This window comes from Pseudomonas sp. GW821-FHT09E12 (assembly GCF_059416085.1).
The window spans coordinates 50739-75400 of the sequence record NZ_JBWKOM010000014.1; the positions used below are offsets into that span (position 1 = coordinate 50739).

Genomic DNA, 24662 nt, shown 5'->3' on the forward strand with positions numbered 1-24662 from the left:
CATTTGTGATGCCAGCCATCTTTGCGGTTACTGCGCAACCGATCGCAGCCTGCGGCAGCGGCTACATCACAAGCCCTTCAAGTCACGCTCTTCGATCGGCCGGCTCTGGCGCAGGCGCTTGCCGCCGAGCACCACCCAGTCAATCAGGCGATACAGGCATTCCAGGCCGAACGACAGCAGCAAGGCGCCGCTCATGGCCCAGATCATCGCTTGCGGGGTCAGCAGGATCTGGTAGCTGTAGCCATTCCAGGTTTCCTGGCGGATATCCGGGTCGGCGGCCAGCACCACTTGCAGCAGGCGGATGTACCACGGGCCCTGCATGGCCTGGAACTGCTTGTCCAGGGCGCGCTGGCGAACCAGCAGATTGCCCAGGCTGTCGGCGTCGCTGCGGAACACCGGATCGTCGCTGGCCCGATAGTGGGCGACCAGCGCCTGCAGATCGCCCTTGAAGAACTGGTTGGCGGTGCCCTGGAACCCCTGAAGACTGGCCTGGGCCTCGATCAGGTGAGCCTCGACACGCTTGGCGTAATCGCCGATGAACCCCGGCACCTGGACGCCGACCAACAGGCCGGCCGCAAACAACACCAGCCGCAGATAACTGAGCAACATAGGGATGTCCTTATTCGGTCTGGCCGTGCAGGACGCATTCACCGCGCCGCCACAGGCTCCATTGGCCCGGCTCGTAGCGAGTCCAGGTTTCGTTTTCGGTCAAAGGTTCGGTGGCGATCACCGTCACCACGTCGTTGGGCGTGGTTTCCGCCTGGAAGTCGACGATCACATCGACGTCCTTCAGGCGGGCCGGGCCAAAGGGCGCGCGGCGGGTGATCTGCGCCAGCTTGGTCGAGCAATAGCAGAACAGCCAGTCGCCGTCACTGAGCAGGCAGTTGAACACGCCCTTGCCGCGATATTCGGCGCAGGCGGCCACCAGCGACGGTAGCAGTTCCTCGACTTCCACCGGCTCGGGAAAGGCTTCGCGCACCCGGTTGAGCAGGTCGCAGAAAGCCGCTTCGCTGTCGGTATCGCCCACCGGACGATAGAAGCTGGTGGGAGGCTGGAAGTCCGCCAGCTGGCCGTTGTGGGCGAAACACCAGTTGCGCCCCCACAGCTCGCGCACGAACGGATGAGTGTTGGACAGACAGACCTTGCCGACGTTGGCCTGTCGAATGTGGCCGATCACCACTTCGCTCTTGATCGGGTAGCGCTGCACCAGGTTGGCCACTTCCGACTCGCTGCTCGCCGCCGGGTCCTGGAACAGGCGCAGGCCGCGGCCCTCGTAGAAAGCGATGCCCCAGCCGTCGCGATGCGGGCCGGTGCGCCCGCCGCGCTGCATCAGCCCGGTAAAGCTGAACACGATATCGGTCGGTACATTGGCGCTCATGCCCAATAACTCACACATGCTCGGACTCTCGCTTCAATGCGTGTTACAGACGCGGCTCGATCCGCGAACGCTGGGGGTTGCTGGGCACTGGCGGGCGGCCGTAGCGATCGTCGCCGGCACCGCCGAAAGGCTGGTCGTCCGGCTCTTCGGCACGGGCCGCGGCCTTGGCGGCTTCGGCCTGTTCCTGGCGGGCCTTGGAGGCGCGCTCGATCGGCCAGCGGATCAGGACGAACACCAGGTAGATGCCGAAGGCGATCACGCCATACATGAACAGGTCGGAGACCGCGCGCCAGGCGTTGTTGCCGACCTTGAACAGCATGTCCAGGGCGGTGATGGCCACAGCCGGGGCGAACATTTCCTTGGCCGGGTCGACCACGGTCGGGCTGAACAGCAGCACCGCCACCAGCACTCGCAGCGGCTCGCGCAGCCAGCGCCACATCCAGCGGGTCAGGCGCATCCATACCAGCAGGCAGCCCAAGGCGGCGAAGGCGTAGAGCCCCCAAGCGATCAGATAGTCGTTCTCGGTCATGGTGTCCATGGCAAGGCAGGCAAAGAGGCGCTTATGATAACGGCTTTTCGCATGCCAGGCTGCACCGCCGTCTGCCGCGCCCTTAATTGTCACCGCCCCGAGAGCCCTTCATGCCCGTATCCGCCCACGTCACCAGCGCCCCGATCGCCCGCAAGGCCGAAGGCCCGGACCCGTACGCCTGGCTCCAGGAGCGCGACACCGATGCCGTGCTCGATTACCTGAAGGCCGAAAACAGCTACCAGGAAGCCGCCCTCGCCGACCAGGCGGCGCTGCGTGAAACCCTGTTCCAGGAAATCAAGGGCCGGATCCTCGAGACCGACCTGTCCCTGCCCTCCCCCTGGGGCCCGTACCTGTATTACACCCGCACCACCGCCGGCGACGAATACGCCCGGCACTACCGCTGCCCGCGCCCGGCCGACGACAGCCTGAGCGTCGACGAAAGCCAGGAACAACTGCTGCTGGACCCCAACGAGCTGGCCAAGGGTGGTTTCTTCTCCCTCGGCGCCTTCAGCATCAGCCCCGACCACCAGCGCCTGGCCTACAGCCTCGATACCAGCGGCGAAGAGGTCTACACCCTGTTCGTCAAGGAGCTGTCCAGCGGCAAGGTCAGCGAACTGGCGTTCGCCGATTGCGACGGCAGCATGACCTGGGCCAACGACAGCCTGACCCTGTTCTTCGGTGAGCTGGACGACACCCACCGCCCGCACAAACTGTTCCGTTATCGCCTGGACGGCACCACCGCCGAAGAGGTGTTCCATGAGCCGGACGGGCGCTTTTTCCTGCATTGCTACCGCTCAAGCTCGGAGAAACAGCTGCTGCTGTCCCTGGGCAGCAAGACCACCAGCGAGGTCTGGGTACTCGACGCGGCGCAGCCGCAGCAGGCCTTTACCTGCCTGGCGCCGCGGGTCGAACACCATGAATACGACGTCGACCACGGTTTGCTCGACGGCCAGTGGACCTGGTTTATCCGCAGCAACCGCGACGGCATCAACTTCGCCCTCTACCAGGCGCCGGACCAGGGCACGGTGCCGGGTGAAGCCGACTGGCAGAACCTGATCCCCCACAGCAATAGCGTGATGCTCGAAGGCCTGAGCCTGAACAGCTCGGCCATGACCCTGAGCCTGCGCGAAGGCGGCCTGCCGATCATCGAGGTGCACCCCGAGGGCCTGCCGGCCTATCGCGTGCAACTGCCGGATGCGGCCTACAGCCTGCATGTGCAAAACAGCCTGGAATTCGTCAGCCAGCGCATCCGCCTGCGCTACGAAGCGCTGAACCGTCCGGCGCAGATCCGCCAGCTGGATCTGGCCGGCGGCGCACAGAAAGTGCTCAAGGAAACCCCGGTGCTCGGCGTGTTCGACCCGGACGCCTATGTCAGCCAGCGCCTGTGGGCGACCGCGGCCGACGGCACCCAGGTGCCGATCAGCCTGGTGATCAAACGCGAAGCCCTGGGCCGGCCGGCACCGCTGTACCTCTACGGCTACGGCGCCTACGGCGAAAGCCTCGACCCGTGGTTCTCCCATGCGCGCCTGAGCCTGCTGGAGCGCGGCGTGGCCTTCGCCATTGCCCACGTGCGTGGCGGCGGCGAGCTGGGCGAAGCCTGGTACCGCGCCGGCAAGCAGGAACACAAGCAGAACACCTTCAGCGACTTCATCGCCTGCGCCGAACACCTGATCGCCCAGGGCCTGACCACTTCCGAGCAGCTGGCCATCAGCGGCGGCAGCGCCGGCGGACTGTTGATCGGCGCGGTGCTCAACCAGCGCCCGGAACTGTTCAAGGCGGCGATTGCCGAGGTGCCGTTCGTCGATGTGCTCAACACCATGCTCGATCCCGAGCTGCCGCTGACCGTCACCGAGTACGACGAATGGGGCAACCCGGAGGAGCCCGAGGTCTACGCGCGGATCAAGGCCTACGCGCCTTATGAAAATGTCGAGGCCAAGGCCTATCCGGCGACCCTGGTGATCGCCGGCTACAACGACAGCCGCGTGCAGTACTGGGAGGCGGCCAAGTGGGTGGCCCGGTTGCGCGCCACCAAGACCGACGACCACCTGCTGCTGCTCAAGACCGAGCTCGGCGCCGGCCACGGCGGGATGAGCGGGCGTTACCAGGGATTGCGTGACGTAGCGCTCGAATATGCATTTGTTTTCAAGATTCTGGGCATTGCCTGAGGAACTCCGGCCGGCGCTCCTGTCTTAACCCAGGACCGCCGGCCCCGAGCCATACCGCACCTGCCCGGGACCGCAACAGACACAAGAAAAAGACCGTGACGACATGCCAGAACCTACCTTGTTGAACAATGAAATCCGCGACTGGCTGATGGACTGCGGATTGTTCGATCAGCTCTTGCCGGCCGACTTCAATGCCGCCGCTGGCTACTTCAGCATCAGCAGCATCGCCCAGGGCCAGGAGATCTTCCGCGAAGGCGATGCCGGCAGCTTCATGTGCATCATCCATTCCGGCCAGGTGGCGGTGCAGAAGACCAACAGCGAAGGCGTGCGCGTGACCATCGCCACCCTGCGCAGCGGTCGGGCCTTTGGCGAGATGGCGGTGCTCGATGGCGAACGGCGTTCGGCCAGTTGCGTGGCCGCCAGCGATTGCCGGCTGCTCAACCTGGGCAAGGACTCGCTGGAGAAAATGCTCAACGACGCGCCGAAGATCGCCGCCAAGATCATCCGCGCCCTCGCCGTGTCACTGTCCAGGCGCCTGCGCATGGCCGACGGGCAGTTGCTGTCGCAACAGGTCTAGCTGCCCGGGGTCCTGGTTTTCGTCTCGTTCTGCTGCAACCCTGGCAAGGTCTGGTCCTTCGGCGGCTTGGGCATGTCGATCGGCGGCAGCAATGGCGCACCGCCATGGGCCGTGGCCTTGGGGGTGCTGGGGGGCGTGATTTGCGGATAAGGGGTCGGGGTCGCGGTGCCGGGCGAGCCGGCGGCGGGGACCGGAGTCACGGGCACCGCCTGCAGTTCCTCGGCGTTCACGGCGCTCATCGCGAGCGCCGCACTTAGCAAGAGCGCTGCGCGGGCAATGACCGTTAGAATAGTGCGCTTCATCAATGGCTCCATCGCTATTGTCAGCCCTCAGGCTACTCCCAACCGGGGCGGTTTGCCTTCCTCATTGAGACCCTCATGAAACGTTTCGTTCTGCTCGGCACCACCCCGATTCCCGAAAATGGCGGTGCCTTGTGCCTGTTCGAATACGGCGAGGATTTTGTCATCAAGATCCAGGGCGGCGACGGCGGGCAATTGATGAACACCCGCATGCACGGCTCCGAAGACGCCCTGGCGGAGATCCCCTGCCGCAAGGTCGCCGGGCGGCCGAATTCGCGGGTGCTGATCGGCGGCCTGGGCATGGGCTTCACCCTCGCCTCGGCCCTCAAGCACCTGGGCAAGGGCGCCGAAGTGGTGGTCGCCGAGCTGGTGCCGGGGGTGGTCGAATGGAACCGCGGACCGCTCGGGGAGAAATCCGGCCGGCCGCTGCTCGACCCGCGCACGGTGATCCGCCTGGAAGATGTGGCCAAGGTGCTGCAGGCCGAACCCCAGGGGTTCGACGCGATCATGCTCGACGTCGACAACGGCCCCGAAGGCCTGACCCAGAAGGCCAACAGCTGGCTGTACTCCGCCGCCGGGCTGGCGGCCTGCGCCAGGGCCCTGCGGCCCAAGGGTGTGCTGGCCGTGTGGTCGGCCAGTGCCGACAAGCAATACTCCGACAAGCTGCGCAAGGCCGGCTTCAAGGCCGAGCAAGTGCAGGTCTTCGCCCACGGCAACAAGGGCACCCGCCACACCATCTGGATTGCCGAGAAGCTCAAAGCCTGAGCTAAACTGGGCTCATTACCGTCATTAGTCTTTGCATAAAGGTGAACCCATGAGTTCGACCAACACCTCCAAGCTCGACCGCATCCTCGCCGACGCCCAGCGCGACCGCGAGATGGGCTACCGCGACAAGGCCCTGAAGATGTACCCGCACGTCTGTGGGCGCTGCGCCCGCGAGTTCTCCGGCAAGCGCCTGAGCGAGCTGACCGTGCACCACCGCGACCACAACCACGACAACAACCCGCAGGACGGTTCCAACTGGGAACTGCTGTGCCTGTACTGCCACGACAACGAACACTCGCGCTACACCGACCAGCAGTACTTCGGCGAAGGCTCCCTGAGCACGCCGAAAGTCGCCAAGGCCACCCACAACCCCTTCGCCGCGCTGGCGGGGTTGATGAAGAAAGACGACGAATAACGTCCCCACGGCTGTTTTGTCCGGTCCTTTCTTTCGCGAGCAAGCTCGCTCCTACAGCTCTTGCGTACCTCTGTAGAAGCGAGCTTGCTTGCGCTGGCGTCAGCCGGGACGCTGCTATCCACGAGCCTCACGCCCCTCGTCCAATCCCCGTATAATCGCGATTTTTCTCGAAGGCACCCCGCTCGTGGCAAACAAAAGGTACAGCTGCATTGGTTTGTATAACCCCAAGTCACCGGAGAACGTCGGTTCGGTGATGCGCGCCGCCGGTTGCTATGGCGTCGCGTCGGTGTTCTACACCGGCAAGCGCTATGAACGGGCCCGCGACTTCGTCACTGACACCAAGAAAGTCCATCAGGACATCCCGCTGATCGGCATCGACGACCTGAAGAAGATCCTGCCCCTGGGCTGCGTGCCGGTGGCGGTGGAACTGGTGGAAGGCGCCCGCTCGCTGCCGGAGTACACCCACCCGGATCGCGCGCTGTACATCTTCGGCCCGGAAGACGGCTCCCTGGACAAGGACATCCGCGACTGGTGCGAAGACGTGGTCTATATCCCGACCACCGGCTGCATGAACCTCGCCGCCACCGTCAACGTGGTGCTCTACGACCGCCTGGCCAAGGGCAACAACACCCGCTCCGGCCCCAAGTTCTGAGCACTGCTTCAAGTTCGCCGTACATTCGATGGAACAAGCGCCGCGCCAGCGCAGTCAGCTTTATATCCATCCCCCCTGGAGACAGATCATGAGCGACAGCAAACAACTGGAACCCATCGCAACCACCCCTTTCCAGAGCCCGGCGGAGCAGAACGTACAAGGCTGGGAGCGCATCGGCTCGCTGGCCGGCGGCGTGGTGATGGTCGGCAAGGGCCTGCGCCGTGGCGGTGTGTTCGGCCTGATCCAGGTGGCCATCGGCGGGGTCGCCCTGGCCCGTGGCATCACCGGCCACAGCTCGGCGAAAAGCCTGCTGGAGAAGAGCCGCCAGGATATGAATAACGTGCGGGCGAAGATCGAGCGTGCCGGCGCGGAGCTGAAAACCCTCAAGGCCAATGCCGAGGCGGCCACCCGTACCGCGACCGTAACCGGCAACGATTCGTTGAAATCGCCCAAGGCCGGGGTTTGATCGGCGGCCTCGAACGCCGCGTTGAATGAACCGGCGCTATCGCGAGCAAGCTCGCGCCTACAGGGGGTTGCGCAAAACCTGTAGGAGCGAGCTCGCTCGCGATGACCGCAAAGCGGTCGACCCCACTAGCGCAACAAATCGCTGTCGAGCACCTTCGACGAGCCGTCCAGCACGCTCTCGCTGAGCTGGATGAACTCTTTGGTGCTGACACGCTCCAGACGCATCACCGCCCGGGTCACGTCATCCAGCGAACGCTTGTTGCGGGTCTTCAGGCGGATCTCCCGATCCAGTTCCTGCAACAGCAGCACCGCCCTGGCCACCACCGGCGCGTCCACCTGTTCGCCACGCAGGCTGCTGACGCCGTGGCCGCTCTTGGCCAACCGGGTCTCCAGGGCCTGGTAACGCTCGTCGCTCATGCCGCCGGCGCGGCGCATCAACTCTATGGCGTAGTACTCCGCCAGCCCCTCGCCGATCCAGTCGCTGCGCTCGCTGTCATTGATCCGGGCAAAGACCTGGATCACTTCGCGCAGCAGCGGGCTGGTGCCGCTCTCGCTGACCAGCGGCAGGCGGCTGTGCAAGAACAGCGAATCGTGCCCGGCCAGGCTGCCGCGCCACATCGGGTCGGCCGCGCCGACGATCAGCAACTTGGTTGGATGACGGGGAAAGGTTGCCTGGATCTGCGGCCAGACGAAGGTCAGCAGGGTCAGCACATCCATGCGCCGCATGCCCTGCCCTTGCGGCGAGGCCACCGTGACTTCAGTCTCCCCCAGCCGGGTGCGACGACTGCCCAGGGCACCGGCCAGCACCCAGCCGGTGGGCCGGTCGAACAGGCGCGCGGGATTATCGATACGGAAACGGTTCTTGCCGATCCGCGGCCAGGCGGTTTCCACGCTTTTCCAGCCCGCGGGCAACTCGAACTCCAGGCGCGACACCAGCTCGATGCCGTCCTGCTGGTCGAGCTTCGCCGCCGGCACCAGCGTGTCGCCACGCAACAAGGCCCAGTGCGGGGTCATGCGGCTGTCGAAGCTGTCCTTCTTCAGGCTGTGGCTGATCCGCACCCGGTAGCTCAGGCTGGCCTTGCCGCCGGCCGGGCGCCATACGCCGCGCTGTACCGCGGGAGGCTTGGCCGCGCCGGACTGCCATTGGCCGTCGGCCTTGAAGTCGCTGTAATCGCCATGCGTGCCCAGGTCGAAATCCAGGCTGCGCACCGCCGCGCCGTCCGCCAGGGTCAGGCGCACCTCGGCCTGATCGCTCTGCGGCAACAGGCGCACGTGGTAATCCAGATCGACTTTTTTCGCCGCCCACCCCGGCGCACTGAGCACCAGCAGCCAGCCGGCCAGCGCCAGCCTTGCCCCCACAGCCATACACACTCCTTCGTGAAACAACCTTGAACGCGAGCGCGGCGTACCCTCAGCCGGCGCGGAAAATCAGATGATCTTCCCAGTCTTCCTCGGCCACGCTGCCTTCGGCGAGCATCCGTCCGGATTGGGAAATGCGCTCATGGTGCACCGCGTCGCGGTCACCGCACACCAGATGGTGCCAGAGCGGCAGGTCCTTGCCCTCGCTGACCAGGCGATAACCGCAGGTCGGCGGCAGCCATTTGAACTCATCGGCCTTACCCGGGGTGAGCTGGATACAATCCGGCACCGAGGCCCGGCGGTTGGCGTAGTCGCTGCACTGACAGGTCTTCAGGTCCAGCAGTTTGCAGGCGATGCGGGTGTAGTAGACGCTGTTGTCTTCTTCATCCTCGAGCTTCTGCAGGCAGCACAGGCCACAACCGTCGCACAACGACTCCCACTCCTCCTGATCGAGTTGTTCAAGGGTTTTGCGGATCCAGAAGGGTTCAACTTTGGCGGCCATGGCTCAGGTAATCGGTATCGGACAGGGAAAAGGCCGCCAGTCTAGTGCCCAAGGCCCCGCGGGCCAAGCGCTGGCGACTGTCGGTAAGGCACTACTTGTCAGGCCGCATGCCGCGCAGTAGCTTTGCCTGTCGCAAAGCCCTATGTCCGCGTGCCATTAACGCTCGACCGCGTCGCACCGGTGAATCGCCCAGGGTCAGGAAAAACCCCGTTGCTCAGTTCAACTGCGCTTGCCGGTTTATCCACCTTTCATTCTCAAACGTAGCCAGGAATCCCTGTCATGAGCGCCAATCCCCGCGTTGCCGAGTACGCCATCCACCCGCAGTTCACCGAGCGCTGGTCGCCGCGCGCCTTCACCGGCGAAGCCATTCCCGAGGAAACCCTGCTGAGCTTCTTCGAAGCCGCGCGCTGGGCGCCGTCGGCCTACAACTCGCAGCCGTGGCGCTTCCTGTATGCGCGCCGCGACACGCCGAACTGGGAACGTTTCCTCGGCCTGCTCAACGAGTTCAACCGTGGCTGGGCGCAGCACGCCTCGGCATTGGTGATCGTGATCTCGAAAACCACCTTCACCGCGCCTGGCGCCAGCGAGGAAACCCCGGCCCTGTGGCACACCTTCGACACCGGTTCGGCCTGGGGCCACTTGGCGCTGCAAGCCAGCATCAGCGGCTGGCACACCCACGGCATGGCCGGGTTCGACCAGGAGCTGACCCGCAAGGAGCTGAAGATTCCAGAAGGTTATGCCCTGCATGCCGCCGTGGCCGTCGGCAAGCTGGGTGACAAGGCGAGCCTCGCCGAATACTTGCAGGCCCGCGAAGAGCCAAGCCCGCGTCGCCCGCTGAGCGAAACCGCGGCCGAAGGCGATTTCAGCCTGTAAACCAGCAACCTGTAGCCGCTGCCGCAGGCTGCGATCGCCCACAACGTGGGCGCAGGATCTTGAGATCGCTGAAGTCCTTCGGACTTATCGCAGCCTTCGGCAGCGGCTACAGAGTCTGTGATTCCCCTCAATACCCGCGGGTGAAATCCACTTCGCCACGCAACGCCGTGTCGGCCTGATAGGCCCGCAGGTTGTCGATGAACAGCTGCGCCATCAGGGTCGGCGAGGTCGGCGCCGAACTGTGACCGGTCAGCAACAGGCCCCAGGCGGTCCAGAACGGATGGCGCTGCGGCAGCGGTTCCTGGCGGCAGACGTCGATCACCGCCCCCGCCAAATGCCCTTCCTTCAAGGCTTCCACCAGATCCGCATCGACCACCGCGACCCCGCGACCGACGTTGATGAACAGGCCGGTCGGCTTGAAACACTTGAACAGCGCCGCGTCGTACAGGTCATGGGTGTGCGGGGTGTTGGGCAGCAGGTTGACCACATAATCCACCTCACCGACCAAACGTCCCAGGTCCGCCAAGGCCGCGACTTCGACAAACGGCGCCTGCTCCCGGGCTTCACTGGCGATGCCGTACAGTTCGACGCCGAACGGCAAGAGAAACTGCGCCACGCTCTGGCCGATATCGCCCGCGCCGACGATCAGCACCTTGCGCCCGGCCAGGCTCTGGCCCGTGCGGTTATCCCACTTGCGCTCGACCTGGCTGACCAGGCGCGCCAAGACTTCGCGCTCGTGACCGAGCATGTAGGTGAGCACGTATTCGGCCATGACCTGGCCGAAGATCCCCACGGCGCGGGTCAGCCGGTAATGGCGTGGCAGGCCGTCGGCGAGCAGCGGCGTGATGCCGGCCCAGGTCGATTGCAGCCACTGCGGCTGGTGGCCCTGGCGCAACAGGGTGGCCAGCAGGTCCGGCTGGCCGAGCCAGACCGGGCAGTCGGCGGCCAGCTTCGACAGCTCGGCGGAATCGCCGCTGGTGAGCACTTCCAGGTCAGGTGCCAGCTGACGCAACAAACGGGCATAAATAGCGTGATCGTGTTCGGCAATCAGAACGCGCATGGTTCAAACCTTACAAAACGGTGCAGGCAGCCACCGACGGAGTATCGCTCCATCGATCGCGGCAGCCGCCAGATAGAATCAGTTCCATTTTCAACGATGCCCCGGACAGGGCATCTACAGGTGTCCGTCAGACCGGATCATTACGGCGCAGCAGCTCTTCGGGCAAGTGCTCGATGTACTCGTCCTCGGCCGGTGGCATCTGCAGGTGGTAACCCTGCTTCTCAAGGTTCTCCAGCACCTGGTGGATGTCCTCGCGCGACAGCTTGCGCTCCGGGCTCAGCACCAGGTCGAAGGCGTGCTGCGGCTTGCCGAACGCCGCCAGCAGGTTTTCCGGCACGCGCTCCAGGGCATCGCTCTTGAGCACATAGAGGTACATCTCGTTCTTGCGCGGGCTTTTGTAGATCGAGCAGATACGTTTCATGGCTGTTCTCCGGCGGTGGCCAGGCTGTCGAGCAGCGCCTGGCCCATCAATTCGCGGCGCCAGCCACGCAGCGAATCGGGCAATTGGTAGGGTCCGTTGGGGAAGCCGCTCTTGAGCAGGCTTTCCAGGGTTTTCTTGCGCAGCATCAGTTCCGGGGCGATGCCCAGGCGCTCGGCTTCGGCCTGGCCCACGGCGCGTAGGCGCTTGAGCAGGGCCGAGGCTTCCATCGGCAACGGCTCGGGGACGGCCGGCGGCCACTGGTCGGGGCTGACGCTGGCGGCACGCTTGATCAGGCCCAGCAGGAACTCGCCGTCCTGACGCACGGTGCGCGGGTGCATGTCTTCGATTTTCGCCAGGGCGCCGAGGTTGTCCGGCTGGCTCTTGGCCAACGGCCACAGCGAGTGCTCGCGCACGATCCGGTTGCGCGGCAGGTCCCGTGCCCGTGCCTCACGCTCGCGCCAGGCGCAAAGTTCACGCAGCACCGCCAGTTGCGCGCGGGACAGTTTCCAGGCCAGCTTGGCCTCGCGGTAGACCTCATAGGGATCGACTTCGCGGCGCAGGTTGGCCACCAGCTCGGCGCCGTCTTCCAGCACCCAGTTGTATTTGTCCTCGGACAGTTTCGGCCGCAGCCGGGTGAAGACCTCCGCCAGGTGCACGGCGTCTTCGGCGGCGTAGCTGACCTGGGTTTCCGACAGCGGGCGTTGCAGCCAGTCGGAGCGGGTCTCGCCCTTGGGTAACTCGATGCCCAGCACTTCCTGGACCAACCGCGAGTAGCCCATGGAGAAACCCAGGTTCAGGTAGGCGGCCGCCAGTTGCGTGTCGAACAACGGTGCCGGCAGGCTGCCGGTCAGGCGCAGCAGGACTTCGAGGTCCTCGCTACAGGCGTGCACCACCTTGACCACCGCGCTGTTCTCCAGCAAGGCCGCCAGCGGCTGCCAGTCGTCGATGGTCAAGGGGTCGATGAGGTAAGCGCGCTGGCCATCGCCGACCTGCAACAGGCCGGCGATCGGATAGAAGGTGTCGACCCGCATGAATTCGGTGTCGAGGGCGACGAATGGCAGCTTCTGCCACTCGGTGCAGAATTGACCGAGGCTATCGTTGTCGCGAATCCAGTGAATATCGATGGCCACACGGCTCTCCCTTGAAGAATGGCGCGCAGTATATATCGCCCTCGGCGATTTCTGAGCATTCACTCGACAAGAGCCTGCGCGAAATCGGCGCCCGGGCCACAAGAATAGTCCGAACGCCGTCGACTACCCCTGTTTGCGCAGGACGTAAACCCGCCAGGCGGCGCAGCCGGGAATGAAATCCTGGTGGCTGAGCACTTCGAACCCCGCCCCCTTGAACTCGGCCTCGACCCGCGCCCGGCTGACGTCCATGCGTGGAGCACGCTGCAATTGCAGGGTGTCGTTGCCCTCCAGCCGGTCGCGCATGACTTTCAAGCGACTGTCGATGCGCACCGCGAGGATCACCGAGTCGCGACTGACCCGATGGAATTCGCCCAGCAACGCCAGGCGCGCCTCGCTGCTGGCGACATGGGGGAACAGTTGCAGGCAGACGATGCAGTCCACCGCATTGGCCGACAGGCCGATGCTGAACGACGAACTCTGGAAAGTCCTGACCCGCCTGAGCAGGCTCGCCGGGTGATGGGTCTGGGCGTGGTTGAGCATGTCCTGGGACGGGTCCGCCGCCAGGATCACCCGATTACTGTGCTCGCCCAGCACCGGCCAGAAACGCCCCGCGCCGCACGCAAGATCGAGAATCAGCCCCGGCTCGCCCGCCACCTTCAACGCGCGGCGAACCAGCCACTCGTCGCGCCACAACGACAGGCGCCGCCCCAGCCCGAGCGGGCGCTCGTCGCCACAGACGCGCGCGTGCGCCTGGTCATAACGCCTGGCGAACTCGAGCTCGAGGGGGGATGGAGGGTGCGCGGACATGGATCTGCTGGCTCTTGTAAGTATTGGATGAAAAACAGGTTACCGCCCCGATCGTGAAAAAAAGGTCGAACGCCGATCAAGGCTTCATTGCCGCGCCAGCACGCCGTCGACCACGCTTCCCCGGCAGCCGGCGAACAGGTCCAGGTCAGGCTGGTAGACCCGGCTGTCGACTTCCAGCAGACCGAGCATCGAGTGGAACAGGTTGTCCTGGCTCAGCGGTTTTTCCCGGCTCAGTTGCAGGCAATGGGTGTCCACCGAGAAGGCCTTCTGATAGCTGTCCGAGAACCAGGCCAGCATCGCCACATGTTTTTGCTGCGACGGCGCGAGCATGTAGGGCGTGCCATGCAGGAACAGGTTGTATTCGCCCAGGGACTCGCCGTGGTCCGACAGATAGAGCATGGCGGTATCGACCTTGTCCTGGTTGCTGCGCAACAGGTCGATCAGGGTCGCCAGCACGTGGTCGGTGTACAGCAGCGTATTGTCGTAGCCATTGACGATGCTCTCGCGGCTGCAATTGTTCAGGGCGTTGCTCTGGCACACCGGGGTGAAGCGCTCGTATTGCTTGGGGTAACGCTTGAAGTATTCCGGCCCGTGGCTGCCCATCTGGTGCAGGACCAGCACAGTGTCCTTGTCCAGGGTATCGATGAAGTGCTGCAGGCCCTGGAGCAGGATCTCGTCGCGGCATTCGCTGTTGGCACAGAGCGCCGGATCCTTGAGGTTGCTGACATCGTCCAGGGTCACCCGGTCGCAGGTGCCCTTGCAGCCGGACTGGTTGTCCCGCCAGATCACCTCGAGCCCGGCGCGCTTGAGCACGTCCAGCAGCCCTTCCTCGTTCTTCGCCTTGCTGGCGTCGTAGTTCTTGCGCCCCATGTTGGAGAACATGCAGGGCACCGAGACCGCGGTCTCGGTGCCGCAGGACGACACATCGGTAAAGGCGATCAGGCCGTTTTCCTGGCTGAGTTTCGGCGTGGTGTCGCGCTCGTAGCCCAGCACGCCGAAGTTCTCGGCCCGGGCACTTTCGCCAACCACCAGCACCGTCAGCGACTTGCGCGCATGGTTTTGCCAGGTCGGATTGCGCTGGGCATCTTCCCCGATCTTGACGAAGGGCTGGCGCGCCGAAACCACTTGCTCGCGCAGGTAACCGATGGAGGCGCCCACGTAGTTGCTCGGCACTATCATCAGGCGCAATTCATGGTGATTGCGAAACAGCGAGGCCAGCCCCTGATAGTTGACCAGGGCTACCCCACCAATGGCCGCCGCGCACATAACGGATACCAGCAACTTGCTCAATAACTCGCGGTGCCAGCGACGATAATTGATCGGGGCTTTCCACAGTAACCAGGAAGGCAATACACCCAGCAACAGAATATAAACAAGCAACTTCAGGGAGAGTAAGTCACGCACTTCCGTTGCATTGGTTTCGGCGAAGTTGCGAAACATTCCGGCATCTATCAGCACTCCGTACTGGCTCATGAAATAAGCCACGCCGGCACTGACCATAAACAATAAAACCAGCACCGGCTTAAATATCCGGCGAAACGCCAGCCAGGTCAGGATAAGGTTGAAGGCACAGAAGATCATCACCCCGAAAGCCACGCGCATGGCAATGCCGCGGGTGTCCGAGGCGGTAATGCTAAACAGGTGCTGCCAGAGCACAAAGTTGCAGCCAAGCAATAAAAAGGCGCAGGCAATCAGCGTCACCCATTCGGGACGCAGGGGCTTGATGTTCAGCATGACGATCGACTTGTTCCTTGAAAGAAGTGCGGCGTCAGGCCTGTTATTCAATGACGGCCCACGACAGCACGAACTTTAGGTAGCCGACCATCAACGTTTCGTGAAAAAGAAGCCAACAAATAGTTGGCATAGCCCTTTGCCAAAACTTTTTCGGCAAAAACAATCCGCAACGCCCTGGCGAGCGATGCGCCTTGCCCCGTTCGAGCCTGGCGCAAATAATGAGCCGCCCTCGGCCACTCCCTCGTCATCAAGGATCGACCGCATGAAAGCACGCCTTCTGCTCTGCTCGCTGCTGACCCTCAGCGCCCCGGCCTTTGCCGCGCCAAGCACCTCGCACCTGGATCAGGTCATCGAACGCGGACACCTGAACGTCTGCACCACCGGCGACTACAAGCCCTACACCTACCTGCGCGCGGACGGTGCCTACGAAGGCATCGACATTTCGATGGCGCAGTCCCTGGCGCAAAGCCTGGGGGTCGAGGTGAAGTGGGTGAAGACCACCTGGAAAACCCTGATGCCGGACTTCCTGGCGAATCAGTGCGACATCGCCGTGGGCGGTATTTCCGTGTCCCTGGAGCGACAGAAGAAAGCCTTCTTCAGCGACACCCTGGGCGTCGACGGGAAAATCCCCCTGGTGCGGTGCGCCGACAAGCAGCGCTACCAGACCGTCGAGCAGATCAACCTGCCTTCGGTGCGCCTGATCGAACCGCCGGGAGGCACCAACGAAATCTTCGCCCGGGCCCACCTGCCCAAGGCCAGCCTGACCCTGTTCGCCGACAACGTGACCATTTTCGAGCAACTGCTGGAGAACAAGGCCGACGTGATGATCACCGATGCTTCCGAAGCGCGCTTCCAGCAGAAACTCAAGCCGGGGCTGTGCGCGGTGAACCCCGAGCAGTACCTGCAATACAGTGAAAAAGCCTTCCTGTTGCCACGGGACGACGTCGCCTGGAAAAGCTATGTCGACCAGTGGCTGCACCTGAGCAAGGCCACCGGTTTCTACAGCGGCGTGGTCAATCAGTGGCTGGCGGCGCCCACGCCCTGAGCCGTCAGCCGCTCGCGAAAAGCAGTCGTCAGCAGCTTGCGAAAAGCCTGGCACGCGGCGCTGCGATAAGCGCCCTTGCGCCCCAGCAGCGCCACGCTGCGGGGCGCCAGGGGCGGTTGCAGGATCACCGGCCTCAGGCCCGGCTGCTCCTGGGTGATGGCCAGCGGCAGGATGGTCGCCAGTTGTCCGCGGCGAACGATTTCGACAATGGCGCCGATGGAGTTGGCTTCGATGGCGATGCGCGGCGTCATGCCCTGCTCGCGGCAATAACGGTCGATATGCTGGCGGGTGGCGAAATCGCCGCTGAGCAGCACCAGCGGCTGCCGCTCCAGCTCGGCCGCCGTCAGTTCCCGCGGTAGCTCGGGCTGCTGCTCGCGGCTGACCATCAGGCTCAGGCTCTCCTCGAACAACAGCTGGCTGTCGATATCCGGCAGGTGCTGTCCGGCAAAGGCAATGCCCAGGTCCAGGCGGTCTTCGGCCAGGGCCGCTTCCAGTCGGTCCTGGGTCATCTCTTCGAGGCTCAGGGCGATCCCCGGATACCGCTGGTTGAAACGGGTCAACAGCGGCCCCGCCAGGTAAGTGATGAAGGTTGGGGTCATGCCCAGGCGCAACGAGCCGCGCCGCAGATCCTGCACATCATGCATGGCGCGCCTGGCAGCCTCCAGGTCCTGCAGGGCCAGCCGCGCATAACGCACATAGGCCTCGCCGGCGTCGGTCAGGCGCACGGTGCGCCCCGAGCGGTCGAACAGCGGCGCGCCGAGGCTGTCCTCCAGTTGCCTGATCTGTTGCGACAGCGTCGGCTGGGACACGTGCAAGGCTTCGGCGGCGCGGGTGAAGTTGCCGTGCTCGGCGACGGCCAGCAGGTAACGGATATGACGTAGCAGCATGGTGTCTCCAGGCCAGGACCGCCAACTATAGGCAGTACTTATGGCCAGCATAACAAGCCAGTCTTGGACGCTATAGCTGAAATTTCCCATCCTTGCGCCATCAGCGATGCAAGGAGAACCACCATGCGGCACATCATCGACGGCTTCCTCAAGTTCCAGCGCGAAGCCTTCCCGAAACGCAGCGAGCTGTTCAAGCAACTGGCCACCACCCAGAACCCCGGCACCCTGTTCGTCACCTGCTCCGACAGCCGGGTAGTGCCGGAACTGCTGACCCAGCAGGAGCCAGGCGATTTGTTCGTGATCCGCAACGCCGGCAATATCGTGCCCTCCTACGGGCCGGAACCGGGCGGTGTGTCGGCCACGGTGGAGTACGCGGTGGCCGTGCTCGGGGTCAGCGACATCGTGATCTGCGGGCATTCGGACTGCGGCGCCATGACCGCCATCTCCACCTGCAAATGCCTGGACCATCTGCCGGCGGTGGCCAACTGGCTGCGCCATGCCGAGTCGGCCAAGGTGGTCAATGCCGCCCGCAGCCATGCCTCGGACGAAGCCCGCCTGGATGCCCTGGTGCGGGAAAACGTGATCGCCCAGTTGGCTAACCTGAAGACCCATCCCGCGGTCGCCCTGGCCCTGGAGCAGGGCCGGCTGAACCTGCATGGCTGGGTCTATGACATTGCCAGCGGCGCCATTGCCGCGCTGGATGGCCCAAGCCAGGGCTTCGTGTCCCTGGCCGAACACCCCGACGCCTGCGCCTTGGCCGGCAAACCGCGACACGCGGCGTGAGTGCTCTCTTTTCACAAGCCTTTTTCAACGGCTCGCTCAACAACCGTTTCACCATCCCCAACGAGGAACTCGACATGCTGCAATCCCAATTCGCCCAAGCCCCACGCCTGGCCCTGGCCGACACCATCATCGACGCCAAGGCGCGCAAGAACCTGTCGTGGCAACAGCTCACCGACGGCACCGGCCTGAGCCTGGCGTTCGTCACCGCCGCCCTGCTCGGCCAGCACGCCTTGCCGGCCGCGGCCGCCGACCTGGTCTGCAGCAAGCTCGACCTGGACCAGGACGCCAGCCGCCTGCTGCAAAGCATTCCGTCGCGCGGCAGCATCCCCGGCGGCATCCCCACCGACCCGACCGTGTACCGCTTCTATGAAATGCTCCAGGTCTACGGTTCGACCCTCAAGGCACTGGTCCACGAGCAGTTCGGCGACGGCATCATCAGCGCCATCAACTTCAAGCTCGACATCAAGAAAGTCGAAGACCCGGAGGGCGGTTCCCGCGCGGTGATCACCCTGGATGGCAAGTACCTGCCGACCAAGCCGTTCTGATCGCCCGAGGCCCGCGCACCGTCGCGGGCCCCTGTAGCCGCTGCCGCAGGCTGCGATCCAGGCCGCAGGACTGGCCCGGGCAACGTGGTGCTTCCGGCAGACCGCGTGCGCAGGTTTGGGGGCTGCTTCGCAGCCCAGCGCAGCCTGCGGCAGCGGCTACAGGTGTTATTTGATTTCTAGATAGTCCTGCACACTTTCTGATTTGCTCCGACCACGCCCCTCCCCGCCTAATCAGCGCCTGAATTGTTCAAGGTCTGGTTATGGAAAACGTTCGCGCGACAACCCGCCCCGTCTTCTGGCTGATGCTCAGCGTGACGCTGGTGGCCTTGAACCTGCGGCCGTCGATGGCCGCCGTCGGCCCCCTGCTGTCCGGCATCCGTGGCGATATCGCCCTGAGTTTCAGCGGCGCCGCGCTGCTGACCATGCTGCCGGTCATGGCCATGGGCCTGGCGATGTTCTTCGGCGTGCGCATCGGCCAGCGCCTGGGCGACCACCGTAGTGTGGTGATTTCGCTGCTGGTCATTGGCCTGGCCACCCTGTCGCGGCTGTTCCTCGATTCGGCCGCCGAACTGATCCTCAGCGCCGTGCTCGCCGGCCTCGGCATCGCCCTGATCCAGTCGCTGATGCCGGCACTGATCAAGTCGCGCTTTCCCGACAATGTCTCGCTGTTCATGGGCCTGTACGTCACCTCGATCATGGGGGGCGCGGCGGTCGCGGCGTCCTTTGCCCCGCTGGTGATGAGCCGCACCGGCAGCTGGCGGCTGGGCCTGGCGATCTGGGCGGCGCTGGCGGTCCTGGCGCTGCTGTTCTGGTACGCGCAACGGGCGGCCATGCCGAAACTGCCAGGCGCCGTGACGCACCACAAATCTTTTGCCGGCAACCGTCGCGCCTGGCTGCTGGCGATCTTCTTCGGCCTGGGCACGGCGTCCTACACCTGCGTCCTGGCGTGGCTGGCCCCCTATTACGTGGAACAGGGCTGGAGCGAACAGGACGCCGGCCTGCTGCTGGGATTTCTCACCGCCATGGAAGTGGTCTCGGGCCTGGTGACACCGGCCATCGCCAACCGCAGCCAAGACCGCCGCCAGGTGCTGGTGGCCTTGCTGGTACTGATCATCGCCGGCTTCTGCGGGCTGATCCTCAGCCCCCGGAACCTGAGCCTGCTCTGGCCGTGCCTGCTTGGCCTGGGTATCGGCGGGTTGTTTCCCATGAGCCTGATCGTGTCCCTCGACCATCTGGACCATCCGCGGCGTGCCGGTGGCCTGACGGCCTTCGTGCAAGGCATCGGCTACCTGATCGCCGGCCTGTCGCCACTGCTCGCCGGGATCATCCGCGACCGCCTGGGCAGTTTCGAGTGGGCCTGGTGGTCGCTGACCGCGGTCATGGCGCTGATGATCCTGATGGTCCTGCGCTTCGATCCGCGGCACTACCTTCGCCATTTCCAATGACCCGGGAAACGCTCCGATGAAACCCGCCAGCTTGCTCAACGCCCATCTCGGCATGCTGCTGTGGGCGGTGCTGATCGCCGCCTCGTTTTTTGCCGCGGCCCGGGTCAGCCAGGCCGTCGACCCGCTGTTGCTGACAGGTCTGCGCCTGCTGCTGTCGGCCTTGATGTTCGTGCCGGCGCTGTGGCTCAACGGCGCGTTCCGGATCAACCGCGCCGGGCTGCGGGCGCATGGGATGCTGGGCCTGTTGCTGGCGATCTATTTCGCTTCGCTGTTCGAGGCGCTGCGGCATACCTCGGCGGTCAATACCGGCATCCTGTTCGCCCTGGTACCGCTGCTGACCCTGCTGTTCGAGGGCCTCCTGCTGAGCGACAACCCAGCAAAAAACCGCCTGTTGCCGGTGCTGCTGGCGGCCACCGGGGCCACGCTGCTGACCTTCAGGGGCTCGGGCCCCGAGGGCATGCCGTCGCTCTACGCGGTCGGCGTGTATGGGGTCGGTTGCCTGGCCATGGCCGGTTATTCGCCGCTGAGCCAACGGCTGAAAACCACCAGCCTGAAAGATCGCAGCCCGGCCGCCATGACCTTCTGGAACATGTTGTTCGGCGCGCTGTTCCTGTTCGCCTTCTGCCTGCCGGGCGGTGGTTGGCGCAGCGCCGTCCTGCTCACTCTCAACGACGGCCTGTGGCTGCTGTACCTGGCCTTGTTCGCCACCCTGGCGACTTTTTGGCTGCTGCACCGGGCCATCGGGGTGATCGCACCGGCCACGGTCATTTCCTACATCTACCTGAGCACCCTGTTCATCACCCTCTTCCACTGGTTCGTGCTGGGCCGGCCTCCCTTGCCGGGCGAGCTGCTCGGCGCGCTGCTGGTGGGCCTGGGCATGCTCGCCCTGATCCTCGGCAGCCGCCGGCCAGTCCCGGTGCCCGGTTGAAGGCTCAACACCAAGGGACAAGCCGCTACGCGCCGCGCCATACCGCACAGGTCGTGTTCTCGGAATTAATTGTCCCTTCGCTATCCGTGAAACCCCGGGGCAAGGATTCAATTAGGACGATCGTTCCGTTAGCATCAGGCAGGTTTGCGCACGACCGCGCGAGGTGCTCAACGAGACGGAACTGATGCTGAACAGTAACTTGCTTAGAAAGCTCGATATGCAGGACCTGATGGTGTTCGTCGCCGTGTACGAGCAAAGCAGCGTGACCGGGGTCTCGGAAACCCTGTGCGTGAGTCAGTCGACCGTCAGCTACTGCCTGAAAAAACTGCGCACCGGCTTCGAGGACGAACTGTTCATCAATACCCGCACCGGCATGCGTCCGACCTACAAAGCCAGCACCATGTACAGTCATGTGCTGAAGATTCTCGAGAGCATCAACCTGTGCCATTCCGGGGTCCAGGCTTTCGACCCGACCCGCCAGGCCGTCACCTTCAATGTCTGCGCGCCGGAATATTTCGAACTGCTGATCCTGCCGCGGCTGCTCAAGGGATTCGACTTCGCCGACCTGCCGGTGACGGTCAACGTGCACAAGCTGGAAACCGATATCCCCGCCGAGGAACTGCGCGACGGCAGCCTGGACCTGGTGGTCTGCTTCGGTCCGAACTTTCACCACAACCACCCCGACCTCAAGTCGCAGGTGCTGCTCGAGGATGACCTGGTGTGTGTCTTCGACAAGCGCGCGACGCCGCCGCTGGAGCCGCGCTTCAGCCTGCAGTCGTTCGTCGAGCGCCGGCACGTCTACCCCACGCCCTGGACCTCGACCACCAACATGGTCGATGGCTGGCTGGCCCGCCAGGCCCACCGGCGGCAGATCGTCGCGCGCTCCAACAGCTACAGCGCGGCGCTGAAAATGATCACCGGCACCGACTTCATCCTGACCCTGCCACGGCGCATCCAGGCGCTGCTGACCAACGACGCGGTGTTCAGCCATTGCGAAGCGCCCAACGGCTTGCCGGGCTTTACCCTGGACATGCAATGGAGCGCGCACACCGACCAGGACAGCGCCAACACCTGGTTCCGCGAGCAAGTGGTCAAGGTCTGCGCGCAACAGGGCCTATTGTAGGGCCAGGCCCTGTGGCATTCCGGCTCAGTGGCCGATGCTGAGCTTGCCGTAGGACTCGCGGTCGATATCCAGGATCTCCACCGCCAGTTGCAACTCGACGCCAGCCGGCCATTCACAGAGTTCCTGCAGCACCGCCAGCAGGCTTTGCGAAAGCTGCTTCTTGATCTCTGGCGAACGCCCGCTGAGCAACGACAGCTTCACATGCACGAACGCCCGCTCGCCGAGGCCGGTGCCGACGCGAAACGTCTCGACCTTGCGCGCGCGGCTCTTGATGTCGTATTCAGCGAACTGCCCGGACGCCACCAACGCGTTGTTGAACCGCAGCAAGGCCTTGTCGGCATCCAGTTGCGGCAGGTTGGCGGTGTATTCCATATGCAGATGAGGCATGGCGGATCTCCCTGAAAGGTGGGGGTGAAAAGGCGCTCCATACTACACGCCTCGCGACCGCCTGCCTGAGTCCTCTACAAAGGGATAAGAGATTCAACGCGCCTTGAGCGGCGCCAGGTCGCGGTCGCTCATGAACGCCTCCAGCCGCGAACGCAGCCAGCGTTCGGCCGGGTCGGTGTCGACATGGCTGAGCCAGACCATGGACAGGTCCAGGGTCGGGGTCTTGAACGGAAACGGCTCCTGGAACAACTGCCCCGACGCGGCCATGGCCGCCGCCGTGTAGTCCGGCAGGCTGGCGATCATGTCGGTCCCCGCCAGCAACGCCGGCAGCGAACTGTACTGCGGCACCGACAACACCACATGGCGCTGTCGACCGATCTCGGCCAGCCATTCATCGGCAAAGCCGCTGACATTGGCCGTGTGCGACACCAGCACATGCGGACGGGAACAGTATTCGTCGAGGGTCAGTGGCGTGTCGCTGGCATCGGCGCGCAGCACGCTGGGCTGGATATGCCGCAGCAGCTTGCGCTTGGCATTGGCCGGCAGCCCGCGGGTCTGGCTGATGCCCACGGTGATGTCGCCGGCGGCCAGCAGGTCCGGGATCCGCCAGTAGTCCGCGTGCTGCACCACGAACACCACCTTCGGCGCTTCCTGGCGCAAGGTCCGCAGCAGCGGCGGCAACAGGCCGAACTCGACGTCGTCGGACAAGCCGATGCGAAAGGTCATGGTGCTGCTGGCGGGATCGAAATCGTGGGTCAGGCTCAAGGCCGAGGACAAGGCATCCAGCGCCGGCGACAGGTGCTGGATCAGCTCCTCGGCGCGGGCGGTCGGCTCCATCCTGTGGCCCACACGAATGAACAGCGGATCGTTGAAGATCGCGCGCAAGCGATTGAGCGCCGAACTGATGGTCGGCTGGCCGAGAAACAGCTTCTCCGCCGCCCGGGTCACATTGCGCTCGAGCATCAGGGTTTCGAACACCACCATCAGGTTGATATCGGCCTTGCGCAGTTCGTTGCGATTCATCCGCGTGCTCCATCCCCAGGTCGGAGCCCAGTGTAGAAAGGCCCCGCAACGGCGTCTATCGCCATCGAAGGGGCTTGGTTCAACCCTGAATGACTCAGGGGAAGGTAAAGGTGAACTCCGCCGCGCCATCGGCGTCGCCGACCTTGACCTCGGCATCGCTGCCGGTGCGGATGTAGCCGGCCCGCAGCGGGATGATCGCGCTGTCGCCCACCCGTTGCATGTCGTAGCGGGTGCCGTCGTATTTGACCCGCTGCCCGTTCAGGTCGTTGATCATGATGATGCCGAAGCCCTTGGCGCTGTTGGGCGAAGCCGCAAGGTTGAGTACCGACGGGTCGGTGTGAGCGGCAACTTTGTCGGTGAAGGTGATCTGCGGCCTGGCATTCAATGCGCACTGGCTCAGCTCGATGCGAAACGGTACCGGCGACGAGGTCGAACCCACCTTGGGAAAATTGGCCAGGGAGAAACGCCCGAGCTTCACCGGGATGGTCCTGTACGACTCCACCACGCAGGTGTTGGGAACGGTGATCCCGCCTCCCCCGCCCATATTGATGATGGCGGGGCCCATCAACGAGTAGGGCTTGCGGCAGATGCCGATGGGCATGTTGTCGCTCGGGATGGTGACCTCCCCTCCCAGGCTGGCCACCCCCTTGAGCAGGTCGACCGCATACAGCATCAGCCCCGAGCTGCCGGCGACACGGTCGATCACCAGCTCGCCGCTGGGCAACTGGCTGGGGGGCACCGTGAGGATCAGCGATTGCAGATAGTTGGTCACCATCAGCGAGCGCTGGTTCTGGCCTGCGCTGGGGTCATAGATAACCTGGTTCTTTTCCAGCGCTACGGGTTTGGACACCTGGGTGATATTCCTGAGGACGCCGTCGGAGGAGTTCACCGCGATCTTGAAACCGATGCCGTCGATGTTGGTCGGGGCGATGGCGTCGGGCAGCGGTGTACCCGCGGTCCAGTATCCGGCAGAGACCAGCTCATGGGCCTTGTTCCCCGTAGCCCCGCCATATCGGTAGTTGGTGATCAGGGCCACCGGTCGTTGCCACAGGACGGAGCCTACCGGCGTGGTGCTGGTCAACGGCGTCACTTCCACCCAGGGCCGGCCGGCGCCGTTACTGAACGAGCAGTCGATCGCCTGGCTTTCCACCAAGGCGGCCTGGGCCGTCGCGCCGATCAAGCCCGGGAGCAGACAAGCCAGTACCTGGGCACTGCGGTAGAACCGACGTACGTGGCCGGCGGGCCTCAACGCCAATAGGTGGGTCATGGGGCCATTCTCCATGCTCTGCTTGAGCCCGGCCGTGTTGGCCGACCGGGTTTCGTTGCTCATGGAAGACCCGCATCGCGGGTCATCCTGAAAGAGGT

Annotated in this window: 28 protein-coding genes; 13 read left to right on the plus strand and 15 right to left on the minus strand. The window is 64.3% G+C overall.

Annotation, left to right across the window (positions count from 1 at the left end; all coding sequences use genetic code 11):
* Positions 1-66 precede the first annotated feature (66 nt).
* Genes AC07PQ_RS30125 through AC07PQ_RS30135 form a run of 3 tightly spaced genes read right to left on the minus strand, consistent with a single transcriptional unit; the run spans position 67 to position 1916 of the window.
* The gene (locus AC07PQ_RS30125) at positions 67-609 is read right to left on the minus strand and encodes a DUF2937 family protein (RefSeq protein WP_007926897.1); all 543 of its coding nucleotides are present in this window, start codon (positions 607-609) and stop codon (positions 67-69) included.
* Positions 610-619: 10 nt separating this feature from the next.
* Complete coding sequence (locus AC07PQ_RS30130; RefSeq protein WP_007926899.1) at positions 620-1396, minus strand: class II glutamine amidotransferase; 777 nt, start codon at positions 1394-1396, stop codon at positions 620-622.
* 25 nt (positions 1397-1421) lie between these two features.
* On the minus strand, positions 1422-1916 hold the full coding sequence (locus AC07PQ_RS30135; protein ID WP_007926901.1) for a hypothetical protein: 495 nt from the start codon (positions 1914-1916) through the stop codon (positions 1422-1424).
* A gap of 101 nt (positions 1917-2017) precedes the next feature.
* Between AC07PQ_RS30135 and AC07PQ_RS30140 the strand changes: the two genes are divergently transcribed.
* Positions 2018-4072: a S9 family peptidase gene (locus tag AC07PQ_RS30140; RefSeq protein ID WP_101337106.1), complete on the plus strand. Its 2055-nt coding sequence runs from the start codon at positions 2018-2020 to the stop codon at positions 4070-4072.
* A gap of 103 nt (positions 4073-4175) precedes the next feature.
* Entirely contained in the window at positions 4176-4649 is a 474-nt protein-coding gene (locus AC07PQ_RS30145; protein ID WP_007926904.1) for a cyclic nucleotide-binding domain-containing protein, read from the plus strand.
* On the opposite strand, the gene AC07PQ_RS30150 is transcribed toward AC07PQ_RS30145, so the two are convergent.
* Complete coding sequence (locus AC07PQ_RS30150) at positions 4646-4951, minus strand: hypothetical protein (RefSeq protein WP_493186729.1); 306 nt, start codon at positions 4949-4951, stop codon at positions 4646-4648. The two genes, AC07PQ_RS30145 and AC07PQ_RS30150, sit on opposite strands and share 4 nt — an antisense overlap.
* Positions 4952-5026: 75 nt before the next feature.
* Here AC07PQ_RS30150 and AC07PQ_RS30155 point away from each other — a divergent pair, with 75 nt between their 5' ends.
* From AC07PQ_RS30155 to AC07PQ_RS30170, 4 genes are all read left to right on the plus strand, one after another.
* Positions 5027-5713, plus strand: a complete 687-nt coding sequence (locus AC07PQ_RS30155) for a spermine/spermidine synthase domain-containing protein (RefSeq protein ID WP_493186730.1) — start codon at positions 5027-5029, stop codon at positions 5711-5713.
* Positions 5714-5762: 49 nt separating this feature from the next.
* Positions 5763-6128: a YajD family HNH nuclease gene (locus AC07PQ_RS30160; protein WP_007926907.1), complete on the plus strand. Its 366-nt coding sequence runs from the start codon at positions 5763-5765 to the stop codon at positions 6126-6128.
* Positions 6129-6312: 184 nt separating this feature from the next.
* Positions 6313-6780, plus strand: coding sequence for an RNA methyltransferase (locus AC07PQ_RS30165; RefSeq protein WP_007926908.1), 468 nt, complete (start codon positions 6313-6315; stop codon positions 6778-6780).
* A gap of 88 nt (positions 6781-6868) precedes the next feature.
* The gene (locus tag AC07PQ_RS30170) at positions 6869-7246 is read left to right on the plus strand and encodes a YgaP family membrane protein (protein ID WP_007926910.1); all 378 of its coding nucleotides are present in this window, start codon (positions 6869-6871) and stop codon (positions 7244-7246) included.
* Between the two features lie 125 nt (positions 7247-7371).
* Here the strand turns inward: AC07PQ_RS30170 and AC07PQ_RS30175 are convergent, their stop codons facing one another.
* Both AC07PQ_RS30175 and AC07PQ_RS30180 read right to left on the minus strand, forming a co-directional pair.
* The gene (locus AC07PQ_RS30175; protein WP_007926911.1) at positions 7372-8610 is read right to left on the minus strand and encodes a hypothetical protein; all 1239 of its coding nucleotides are present in this window, start codon (positions 8608-8610) and stop codon (positions 7372-7374) included.
* 46 nt (positions 8611-8656) lie between these two features.
* A complete protein-coding gene (locus tag AC07PQ_RS30180) occupies positions 8657-9106 on the minus strand; it encodes a YcgN family cysteine cluster protein (RefSeq protein ID WP_007926912.1) in 450 nt (149 codons plus the stop codon).
* Positions 9107-9385: 279 nt separating this feature from the next.
* Between AC07PQ_RS30180 and AC07PQ_RS30185 the strand changes: the two genes are divergently transcribed.
* Positions 9386-9979, plus strand: a complete 594-nt coding sequence (locus AC07PQ_RS30185) for a nitroreductase family protein (RefSeq protein ID WP_007926913.1) — start codon at positions 9386-9388, stop codon at positions 9977-9979.
* 127 nt (positions 9980-10106) lie between these two features.
* Here the strand turns inward: AC07PQ_RS30185 and AC07PQ_RS30190 are convergent, their stop codons facing one another.
* The 5 genes from AC07PQ_RS30190 to AC07PQ_RS30210 form a co-directional block, all read right to left on the minus strand.
* Complete coding sequence (locus AC07PQ_RS30190) at positions 10107-11039, minus strand: D-2-hydroxyacid dehydrogenase (RefSeq protein ID WP_007926914.1); 933 nt, start codon at positions 11037-11039, stop codon at positions 10107-10109.
* A 127-nt stretch (positions 11040-11166) separates the two neighbouring features.
* On the minus strand, positions 11167-11460 hold the full coding sequence (locus AC07PQ_RS30195) for a YcgL domain-containing protein (protein ID WP_007926915.1): 294 nt from the start codon (positions 11458-11460) through the stop codon (positions 11167-11169).
* The gene (gene rnd / locus AC07PQ_RS30200) at positions 11457-12590 is read right to left on the minus strand and encodes a ribonuclease D (RefSeq protein ID WP_007926916.1); all 1134 of its coding nucleotides are present in this window, start codon (positions 12588-12590) and stop codon (positions 11457-11459) included. Before rnd ends, AC07PQ_RS30195 begins: the two co-directional genes overlap by 4 nt.
* 123 nt (positions 12591-12713) lie before the next feature.
* A complete protein-coding gene (locus AC07PQ_RS30205; protein ID WP_007926917.1) occupies positions 12714-13397 on the minus strand; it encodes a class I SAM-dependent methyltransferase in 684 nt (227 codons plus the stop codon).
* An 84-nt stretch (positions 13398-13481) separates the two neighbouring features.
* Entirely contained in the window at positions 13482-15131 is a 1650-nt protein-coding gene (locus AC07PQ_RS30210) for a phosphoethanolamine transferase (RefSeq protein WP_493186731.1), read from the minus strand.
* 262 nt (positions 15132-15393) lie between these two features.
* Between AC07PQ_RS30210 and AC07PQ_RS30215 the strand changes: the two genes are divergently transcribed.
* Positions 15394-16176, plus strand: a complete 783-nt coding sequence (locus AC07PQ_RS30215; RefSeq protein ID WP_493186732.1) for a transporter substrate-binding domain-containing protein — start codon at positions 15394-15396, stop codon at positions 16174-16176.
* On the opposite strand, the gene cynR is transcribed toward AC07PQ_RS30215, so the two are convergent.
* Complete coding sequence (cynR, locus tag AC07PQ_RS30220; protein WP_007926920.1) at positions 16149-17063, minus strand: transcriptional regulator CynR; 915 nt, start codon at positions 17061-17063, stop codon at positions 16149-16151. The genes AC07PQ_RS30215 and cynR overlap by 28 nt on opposite strands.
* A gap of 123 nt (positions 17064-17186) precedes the next feature.
* Here cynR and AC07PQ_RS30225 point away from each other — a divergent pair, with 123 nt between their 5' ends.
* The 5 genes from AC07PQ_RS30225 to AC07PQ_RS30245 all read left to right on the plus strand — a co-directional run bounded on the left by AC07PQ_RS30225 (position 17187) and on the right by AC07PQ_RS30245 (position 21887).
* Positions 17187-17846, plus strand: a complete 660-nt coding sequence (locus AC07PQ_RS30225) for a carbonic anhydrase (RefSeq protein ID WP_493186733.1) — start codon at positions 17187-17189, stop codon at positions 17844-17846.
* A gap of 74 nt (positions 17847-17920) precedes the next feature.
* A complete protein-coding gene (gene cynS / locus AC07PQ_RS30230) occupies positions 17921-18391 on the plus strand; it encodes a cyanase (protein ID WP_009042607.1) in 471 nt (156 codons plus the stop codon).
* A 260-nt stretch (positions 18392-18651) separates the two neighbouring features.
* Positions 18652-19836 (plus strand): cyanate transporter, encoded by a 1185-nt coding sequence (locus AC07PQ_RS30235; protein ID WP_493186734.1) that lies wholly within the window; start codon positions 18652-18654, stop codon positions 19834-19836.
* Positions 19837-19852: 16 nt separating this feature from the next.
* A complete protein-coding gene (locus AC07PQ_RS30240) occupies positions 19853-20764 on the plus strand; it encodes a DMT family transporter (protein ID WP_007928854.1) in 912 nt (303 codons plus the stop codon).
* A 184-nt stretch (positions 20765-20948) separates the two neighbouring features.
* Positions 20949-21887, plus strand: coding sequence for a LysR family transcriptional regulator (locus AC07PQ_RS30245; protein WP_007928853.1), 939 nt, complete (start codon positions 20949-20951; stop codon positions 21885-21887).
* 24 nt (positions 21888-21911) lie between these two features.
* Here the strand turns inward: AC07PQ_RS30245 and AC07PQ_RS30250 are convergent, their stop codons facing one another.
* From AC07PQ_RS30250 to AC07PQ_RS30260, 3 genes are all read right to left on the minus strand, one after another.
* The gene (locus AC07PQ_RS30250; RefSeq protein WP_007928850.1) at positions 21912-22274 is read right to left on the minus strand and encodes a 5-carboxymethyl-2-hydroxymuconate Delta-isomerase; all 363 of its coding nucleotides are present in this window, start codon (positions 22272-22274) and stop codon (positions 21912-21914) included.
* A 93-nt stretch (positions 22275-22367) separates the two neighbouring features.
* Positions 22368-23297: a LysR substrate-binding domain-containing protein gene (locus AC07PQ_RS30255; protein WP_007928849.1), complete on the minus strand. Its 930-nt coding sequence runs from the start codon at positions 23295-23297 to the stop codon at positions 22368-22370.
* Positions 23298-23391: 94 nt separating this feature from the next.
* Positions 23392-24627, minus strand: a complete 1236-nt coding sequence (locus AC07PQ_RS30260; RefSeq protein ID WP_007928847.1) for a fimbrial protein — start codon at positions 24625-24627, stop codon at positions 23392-23394.
* Between the last annotated feature and the right edge of the window lie 35 nt (positions 24628-24662).